This window comes from Acinetobacter pecorum, assembly GCF_014837015.1.
GTDB classification, from domain to species: Bacteria; Pseudomonadota; Gammaproteobacteria; order Pseudomonadales; family Moraxellaceae; genus Acinetobacter; species Acinetobacter pecorum.
The window spans coordinates 1-9147 of record NZ_JACSPT010000036.1 but is presented as its reverse complement, the minus strand read 5'-3'; the positions used below and the strand labels follow the sequence as shown (position 1 = coordinate 9147).

Below are 9147 nucleotides of genomic sequence, written 5' to 3'. Positions count from 1 at the left end.
AATATACGTTGTGGTAAATTGTATTTAATAATATTTTTTAATTTTTTCTATATATAAAACAGAGCTTAAGTTATTCCTTTTATTGGATAATAATTTTGATTTTTATATCGTTCCTTATGTTTCTTTTGCATTATATTAGGTAATTTATGTTGCTCATTAATCTCCACTTCAATTACTTAGCTTACTATTTTTTACATTGAATTAAACTGTAACAGGTCAAAGGTTGGATAAATCAAAAAAATGAGTAAAGTGGTTATTAAGTCGAAACCCTATCGGCTTTTAATTTAAAGCAAATAGTAAGGAATACCACCATGGCTAATAACCAACAGCAAGACCAACAGAACCAACAACAGCAACAGCAAAATCAACAACGCAATCAAGATCAACAGCGTCAGCAAAATAACCAGCAAAATCCAAATCAGCAACAACACAACCAGCAGCAACAACAGCCGCAGGGTCAGAGTAATCAGCAACAACAGCAGCAACCGCAGCGTAATCAGCAACAAAACCAGCAAGGCCAACAGCAACAACAGCCACAGCAAAAAAGTAACCAGCAACAACAAAATTCACAAAATCAACAAGATGAGTGAAAAATAAAGCGTTAATTCTTTTCAGAATATACGCTATTTATAAGAAACCGCCTGAATAAGGCGGTTTTTTATGCATTTACTTTTTCTTATAAAATTGAATATATCAACTAGGAACACTGAATATTAGCTTTCAGCTTGTAGAAATTCAGCGCATTGTCTAGATCTCGGAGTAGATCCTTTTCTGTATATTCCTCAGGGGCAAGTTGTAGTAGTGCTGGCATGTAATTATTTTTATATTCTTCAGGATACTGGTTACAAAGGATACTGATTCTTTCTTCCATACAAATTGTTGAAGAATCTAGTTTATCCAGATAACCACTGAGCTGGTTATCTGACTGTTCAAACTGTGCTCTGATATTTGAATCAGGTTCGGCTGAGCTCTCTGCTTGTTGTTTTTGGCAACCACATATTGCCACGCTCATCAAGACAGTAATCAGTATGCGATTTTTCATAGTGCTAAATGTTGATATGCCTTATAAAAAAATTATAGAGATAAATAGCGAAAAAGAAAGCAGCCATCTGCAAATTTTATAAGTTGTTGAGAAATTATATTTAGTTATTAGCAAGTATTTTAAAAAAAAGAATCTTCTCCTAAAATTTGAACTAAGATTTATAATATTTATTTGAATTGATCATCCTTAATATTTGGATGTTTATTGGTCAAATTTGAGGGATAGATTTTTTTTTTGCCTAAAATACAGACATTTATTTAACAGAACTAGTGAATATTTCACATTTGGAAACATTGAATCTATATATCCTACACAGATTGGGTGGTTAGCTAGTGATATCTTGGCGTCATTCTAAAAAACTTAATTTAAATAATTAAAAATCAGCATATTACAAAGCCTGTTCAATTGAGGAGAGTTGAACAGGCTTTTTTCTTTTTCGCAACAATCTTCTTTTTTGATACTGATTGTAGTTTTCCCCCTTGTTGTTCACATAAGTTTTCATTCACAACATAAAGCATGAAAATTCTCTCAAGAGAAATACATGAATAGATGTTATTTATATATCTCTTTTCACGAAAAGACAGGACAAAGCTATGATGAGATGTATATGTGCATTTGGCATGGGCGTGATGGTCGGCTGTTGTTTTAAATCTTGCAAAGAAAAAATGTGTCAGATGATGGGCAACGAGCATTGTAAAAGTGATCATTGTAAAAAGGACCAGATGACTAAAGCTGAAGAACCTGTACGGACTTAGCTCTGAAGGCTTTAATTTACCTAAATGCTAAATATGGAGCAGAGTAGCGAAGTCGTTCCAGCCTATTCAGCTGATCCAAATCATGATGTATTGGGTCATTTTATATTTGAAGCAATAAAGCTCGATTCAGAATCGAGCTTTATATAAAAGGAGAAAAACATGATGCAATTTATATTTTGTTTATTTGGTCTTCATGGTGCAACTGAAATCGATTACACCTGTGATGATGATGAAATAAAAGAGTGTCGTGATTGCTTGAAAAATATTGAATAATATTCTAACAATGAACGTAAAGCCTTCCTCATTCAATCACCAGGTGGAGAGGGCTTTACTGATGAATTTTTTCTTATAATAGAGATAAGGTTGGAAAATTTCCGTATTTGGTCTCGATGAAAACAAGATTTGGTTGATTACGGCACTCATGTATCCGGCAAGATAAATTTATATTCGTCATGTTTTTTCTTCCATGAATATGATAAAGGCCATGGGAAAGAAGTATTGTAAATGTGAGGCTTAGAACTGTCTTTTGATCGCTGGCCATTATTTCACCACATTTTCTGTCTTTCTGGTGGAACAACAAAGTAAGGCAAGCAGACTTATCGGGGGTGGTGATGTAATCGCATTTCAGACATAAATGACACACGTTAGCAGAATATCCACAAAACAGGGCCGTCTGAATCCTTTAATTACACCGCCAAGACTCTCTATTAACCAATAAGTAAGTTTATATTCTCATACGGTATTATCCAATCAGCTATCGAGACTTATGAACTTATGTGTGACAGGTGCTGTGAGAAGTGAGTACATGCTGAAGAGATTAACTTTCTATAATGTAAATGTGAAACATAAATAACATTGATGTTTATTGGCAGATGTCATATTTATTTTAAGTAAACAGATCGAGGAGATATATATGACAAATAAGCCAGAGCAAGAGCAGGAATCAAATCCACAAAAAGAATCAAATGACGATAAAGGGAATCAGGAATCTTATAAGCATGTCAAACCGGAGAAAAAACCCAATGCCGAGCCAGAAAATCCATTGAGAGAGCAGAAATAAGTATTTTATATGAATAAAGCCCTAACTTGGTTTAGGGCTTTTCAGTTTGTCCACAAACCTTGCTCCTTAGGCCTTGCTATAAATTCATCTTTCATTTCAAAGAAAAAATTATGAGCTTGTACATGGTCGCAGTTAAGCCAGTCGTGTCGTAATTCTTCAGGAATCACAATAATTGAACGTTTTTCATCATTCGGCTTGTGAAACTGTTTCATAAATGGATGCTGATCTGAATTTATGGTAAGCATCGAAAAGGATCTGATTTTCTCACCTTCAATCAAGGCATCCTCATAAATTGCTGCAACCGTGAAAGGGTGACCATCTTCACGTGAAATACCAAACCAGTGCGGTTTATCGTCAATATATTTAGGCTCAAAGAATGTATCGACTGGGACCAAAGTAAACTGGTTATTTTTCCAGGCATGTCGAAAACTTGGTTTGGATGCCACTGTTTCACTCCGGGCATTGTAGGTATGTCTGCCATACTTCAATTCTTTTGCCCAAGATGGAACCAGTCCGAAACGTGCTATATCCAGTTCAAACTCGTCCGCACCACACATAATGATTGGGGCGGGTGCTAATGGATAAACATGCGTTTTTATTCCAAGTTCCAGTTGTTCTTCATGAATATCTAGTAAGGAAAGACGTTTTTTTGAAGGGAATTCATAGTTCGAGCACATAAAGAACCTCTTTCATTCTCATTGTTGTATGCTAAAGAATTAAGGAATCAAAATGGGGAACTCAAAAATCAAAATTATGAGTTTCAGCAAAAGCTCTAATACTTGCTTTAGCTACACGTTTGCGAAGGAATAAAATTTGGATTAATTAAAGTTAGTTGGCCTGTAGCAAGCCCGGATTAATCTCAAATAAATGAAATATTACGTTTCGATATTCGTTACTGCTTAACTGCGATAAGCGTGTTAATGGCATACTCAGGCCATAATAGCTAAACTTTTAATGATATGCAGTCTAGTAACAGACTGCATATTTCATAGATTTCATAGAGTTACCATGATCACAAATATCTAATCGACAAAAATATGAACATTAATTTGTCTCACAAGTACTCATAAATTTTCCTTGTTCAACTGAGTTGATAAAGTCTTCGACCATAAATTGACTTTGTCTTAAAGAGCCATGATGATCTGCACCTTCAACAGTTTTAAATGCAATCGGCTTTTGTTTGGTACACATTAGCTGATAATAGGCATGAGTACCTTGATAATCTACAATCTGGTCTTTATTACCCTGAATTATCATTACAGGGACAGTAGGTATCATATTTTCGATGGATTGTTTTTTTGAATATTCTATTAAGGGATTAAGATCTGCATCAGTTTTGAAAACTGTTTGAGGTGCTTCTTTGACATCAGCTTGTAATTCCGATAAGCCATGATTACGCGCATAATTGACAATCTGGGCCATTTCAGGACTCAATAAATTCATAATATTGAGGCTAGGATCCGCGGCTTCAGCACCTAAAAGAACGATAGGAAGAAATGCAACCACACTTTTTTCGATTTGAGGATGCGAGGCTGCGTATTGGGCAATTCCCTCATATTGATATCCTCCTGGGGCAACGACCAGTGCTCCACGTAACTTTAACTCAGGTGCATCTTTTTGCCCATGTGCAGCTACCATTAGGGCAGCAGCACCTCCCTGACTGTGACCCATGACATACCATTTCCTGTTAAAATGATAAGGCTTTAAAAAATGAAGTGCTCTTACAGAGTCAACCACAGTATGCAGTTGGCTCTGTGCATTCATGTAGGGGTGTTTGCCGGGTGTACCTAATCCCTGATAATCGGTGGCAACTACTGCATAGCCCTGGGCAAGCCAGGCATCAAGTGGTTTGGAAGCAAGCTCTTGATAGGCATGTACGGGTCCACCGACATAATCACCAGAGGGGGCACAGGTATCTGCCACTCCGGTGGTGCCATGTGCCCAGGCTAAAACGGGCCAGCCACCTCTGGGTGGTTTGCCTTGTGGCAATAAAACAAATCCGGAGACAACAATGGGTTCTGAATGTATACCACGGCTGCGATAGGTGATTAAAAATCGTTGGGCGGCATGAGGAAATAAATCAGTACTTTGTTCCTCGATAGCGAGTAAAGTTCCGGGTGTCTTCGCGGCAATATCACAATTCTGATGATTGCATTTCTGGGAATTCTGATTCTTGCATTTCCGGGAAATAGCAGGAGAGGCGAGCAAATAAGCAGAGCCTAAGCCTGCACAGCCTACTATAATTTTCAGGAGAGAACTTTTTGTTTTCATCACAGATACCACTTCAATTTTTATAATTTCATTTTTAATGTAGCAGTCTTAGCCATGTTTTTAAATTAACTATTAGCAAACTTTGTAAACTAAAATTATTAAGCTAAATTTAATAAATGGTGCAATAATCGCTCTAATTTTAGTTTAAGTTATAATTTAGTTAATAATTCATATATATTTAGTTCTCAGTGTGGTTCTAATCTTTTAGTAGCATTCATCTCATGTCTAAGCTGACTGATACGCTCATAAATCACCTTTCGCATCCGGTTTATTCCTCCCAGAGGTTTGTGTTCTGGTACTGTATGCCATGGCGTAAAGGAGAGGTTTTCACAAAATTTGTTTTGTTCAGGCGTATCAAAAACCTGTTGAGGAATATGAATAGTCGCTAGCTTGTAAAAAGGTGCCTGGCTTTCTGGCCATTCGGTCATGGAATCTTCGACCGACATGCTGTTTGATGTTCGGGGTTGTACTAAAAACTCCATACATGCCTCACTTTTTTGCAAATGGTTCCGCAGATTTTCTCTTAGAAAATTATTGTGGGGATTATAGGGTATAGGATTTGTTCCTTTTGAACATGCTTGGGCTGAATACTTTACAGCTTGACGACCACTGTCTGTTCCTAATTGATAGGGCACCATGGACCAATATCGGGTTTGCAGAGGATTAGATATTTTATTTCTCGTATTTAAGGCAATCCAGGTTCCTTTAGCCCCTAATGCAAAAGGGGTATGCAATTTTTTGAGAAAGCTTTCACTATTTATATCCTGCATAAATGCCATATAACGAGCTGGATCATTCACAAAAAAAACCGGATGATTAATCATGATAAAATCTTGAGTAGACATTTCATCATGATTTAAAAGTTTTTCTCCCGGTACTGCCAAAAGCTTTATTGCCATGCCACGGGCATCTTTTTTAATATCTGCTTGTTTAGCATTACTAGATCCATTAGAAAAACGAATCCAGGCTGGATAAGTTTTTCCGGGAAGGAAAACACCTTGTGCCAACTCTTTGGGAAGTGCTTCATCTATCTTGAACTCTGCGCGTACACAACCGTGAGCCTTAGGGTGTGCATCACGTAGCGCGATACCGGTGGAATACTCTTTCCGAATAGATTTCTCAATAATGTCTGCGATCTTTTTAGCTGTAATTTCTTCATCAGGATAAAGGCTTTCATTTAAACCACGATCTATATTGGGATAAGCGATACCTTTGGGAGATTCAGGGGGTATAGGCGAGGTATTAGCATATATAGTGTTAAAGATACTGATGGTCATCAGCGGGAGGTAAAGTAGGCCCAAGCCTACAGCTCTTATAAAGTCAGGCATTGAGTATCTCCTTGATATACCGCTAAAGTTAGTTTTAACTTATGATCTGAAATTCTTTGAAGGCCCTTTAGACCTATAATAATGATCATGCTTGTGTAATTATCAATCTTTTAAATTTTAAGCCCATCCAGATTCATTTCTAAAAATATATCCATTCTTTATCATCTGCTCTATATAAAAGTAGGTTTTTATTTTTAATTCAACTTAATAATAAAAATAGGGATCCTGACTGTTTTTTGCCACTTTATTGCAGTTCTTGCACTTGATACTTTCAATAGAGTAGCGCCCATGAGTTTGCTTGCCTTCTGCAGCAGCAATAATAGAAAATTGCTGAGTATCATTAAAGCTATAGTCATCCTGTGCTTCACAAACAGAACACTTGATAATTTTTCTATCGCAGTAGATGTATGCTTCGTTCATTATGTATCTCCTGATTCTTAGTTTTATATTTTCACTGTTTATCATCATCCAATATTATGTAGTATTCACCTAGAACTATATGCTGAATAGCTTGTTTTTATTAAACTTTTTATGTACATATTGATAGATTATTGAGATGAAAATACAATTAAGGTGATGTATTTTGTGATATAAATTTATGAAATTTATAGATTATTTAATTTTTCGAAAAGCGTTTGTAATCCGGTGTAGGCACAGTGGATTCTGCTCTTTAGCAGTTATCTCCTGAGTATCGCTTCTGAGTTGTGGAAGTGTGAAAAGGGCTATGCCTGTATTGCTGTGCATGGCATTAAATGCATGTACAGCCCCTCACTTGCAATCAAGGGGCTGACAATTCTTTAAAGGCTAATTTTTAAAGTTTTACTTGATTATTATTTATTACAGGTACTCATAAATTTCCCTTGTTCAACCGAGCTGATAAAATTTCCTACCATGGATGCACTCTGTCTTAAGGAACCATGGTGATCGGCACCTTTAAGGGGTTGGAATGCGATAGGTTTTTGCAATTTGCAGATCTGCTGATAGTAAGCATAAGTACCACGAGGATCTACAATCTGATCTTTATCACCTTGAACAATTATTACGGGAACAGTAGGTATCATATTTTCAATCGACTGTTTTGCGGAATAGTTAAGTAATGGAGTAAGATTTGCATTTGATTTGAATACTGTTTTGGGAGCTTCTTTTACTGTAGCTTGCAATTCTGATAAGCAACGATCCCGCGCATTAGTCGTAATCTGTCCCATTTCTGGACTTAGTAGATTCATGACGTTCAGGCTTGGATCTGCCGCATCCGCACCCAGAAGAACAATAGGAAGAAATGCAATCACACTTTTTGGAATTTGCGAATGAGTTGAAACGTATTTGGCAATCCCTTGATATTGATAACCACCTGGTGCAACAGCCATTGCTCCGAGCAGCTTGAGTTCAGGAGCATCTGGCAATCCCTTGATATTGATAACCACCTGGTGCAACAGCCATTGCTCCGAGCAGCTTGAGTTCAGGAGCATCTTTTTGCCCGTGAGCAGCTACCATCAGGGTGGCAGCACCTCCTTGACTATGTCCCATGACAAACCAGTTTTTACTGAACTGGTAAGGCTTTAATAGATGGATTGCCCTGACAGAATCCACGACAGTATGTAACTGGCTCTGTGTATTCATATAAGGATGTCTTCCTGGTGTACCTAAACCCTGATAGTCCGTTGCAACCACTGCGAAACCACGAGCGAGCCAGGCATCAAGCGGTTGGGCGGCGATTTGCTGATAGGCATGCACAGGCCCTCCTACATAATCTTCAGAGGGTGCACAAGTGTCAGCCACACCAGTTGTACCATGAGCCCAAGCAACAACAGGCCATCCACCTTTTGGGGGATTACCTTTAGGGAGCAGGATGAATCCGGAAGTTACGATAGGCTCTGAATGTATGCCACGACTACGATAATTAATTAAAAATCGTTTTGAAGCATGAGGAAATAAATCGGTGCTTTGTTCCTGAATGGATAACAAAGTACCTGGTGTTTTTGATACCACATCTGTTAAAGGACTTTTATCTTTTTGGGATTGTGTAGGAGAAGCTGCAACATGGCTAGCAAAGCCTAGACATATACAACTAATCATAACTTTAAGAGGAATAGGATTTTGAATTTTCATTGCCGATACCACTTTAATTTTTATAATTTCATTTTTAATGTAACAGTCTTAGCCATGTTTCTAAATTAATTATGAGTAAACTTTGTAAACTAAAATTATTAAGCTAATCTCAATAATTGATGCCCTGAGTACTATGGTTTTAAGTAGGTGATATTAGAAAAAATCACAGGAATAACTGCACTCAGTCTTCGTGGTTAAGAGACGTACCATCTGACATCTCCATAAATTTAAAACCCAGATTTTTCCTGATATTTATAAGGTGAGCTTTATATTAAGTGGGCGGTCTATGACTCACTTTAATTGTGAACTGATGTCTCATGAAAATATTGAAAATTGTCTATTTTTTAAAAGGCATATGAAATATTTCACAGCGAATCATCGTGATGACCACGATCCTTGCTTATTAATTGCAACGACAATTCCAAAGTTTATTGATTTACTATCAAAACAACCTGATAAATTTTATGCTTTAAATTTTAGACATCTATAAATACTATTTATTACCAAGGCTTTGTTGCATAAACATTCAAAAGCTGAGTTTTCCCCAATCCATTCAAATTTAAGTGACAACTTGGGTGTGAG

Annotated in this window: 7 protein-coding genes and 1 pseudogene; 2 read left to right on the top strand and 6 right to left on the bottom strand. The window is 37.0% G+C overall.

What is annotated here, in order from left to right:
- The first annotated feature begins 311 nt into the window (after positions 1-311).
- Positions 312-590 (top strand): hypothetical protein, encoded by a 279-nt coding sequence (locus H9629_RS15150; RefSeq protein WP_064096111.1) that lies wholly within the window; start codon positions 312-314, stop codon positions 588-590.
- A gap of 107 nt (positions 591-697) precedes the next feature.
- Here H9629_RS15150 and H9629_RS15145 read toward each other — a convergent pair whose 3' ends face one another.
- Entirely contained in the window at positions 698-1042 is a 345-nt protein-coding gene (locus H9629_RS15145; protein ID WP_191731432.1) for a hypothetical protein, read from the bottom strand.
- A 1668-nt stretch (positions 1043-2710) separates the two neighbouring features.
- On the opposite strand from H9629_RS15145, the gene H9629_RS15140 reads away from it, so the two are divergent.
- Entirely contained in the window at positions 2711-2857 is a 147-nt protein-coding gene (locus tag H9629_RS15140; protein WP_171254943.1) for a hypothetical protein, read from the top strand.
- Between the two features lie 41 nt (positions 2858-2898).
- On the opposite strand, the gene H9629_RS15135 is transcribed toward H9629_RS15140, so the two are convergent.
- The 5 genes and pseudogenes from H9629_RS15135 to H9629_RS15115 form a co-directional block, all read right to left on the bottom strand.
- Positions 2899-3534 carry an SOS response-associated peptidase gene (locus H9629_RS15135; RefSeq protein ID WP_191731431.1) on the bottom strand — a complete coding sequence of 212 codons (636 nt, stop codon included), beginning with the start codon at positions 3532-3534 and terminating at the stop codon, positions 2899-2901.
- Positions 3535-3901: 367 nt separating this feature from the next.
- A complete protein-coding gene (locus H9629_RS15130) occupies positions 3902-5131 on the bottom strand; it encodes an alpha/beta hydrolase family protein (RefSeq protein ID WP_404794131.1) in 1230 nt (409 codons plus the stop codon).
- A 182-nt stretch (positions 5132-5313) separates the two neighbouring features.
- A complete protein-coding gene (locus tag H9629_RS15125; RefSeq protein ID WP_064096116.1) occupies positions 5314-6456 on the bottom strand; it encodes a catalase family protein in 1143 nt (380 codons plus the stop codon).
- A gap of 204 nt (positions 6457-6660) precedes the next feature.
- A complete protein-coding gene (locus H9629_RS15120) occupies positions 6661-6876 on the bottom strand; it encodes a hypothetical protein (protein ID WP_191731428.1) in 216 nt (71 codons plus the stop codon).
- A gap of 410 nt (positions 6877-7286) precedes the next feature.
- Positions 7287-8565 (bottom strand): annotated as a pseudogene (locus tag H9629_RS15115) (alpha/beta hydrolase family protein).
- Positions 8566-9147 lie beyond the last annotated feature (582 nt).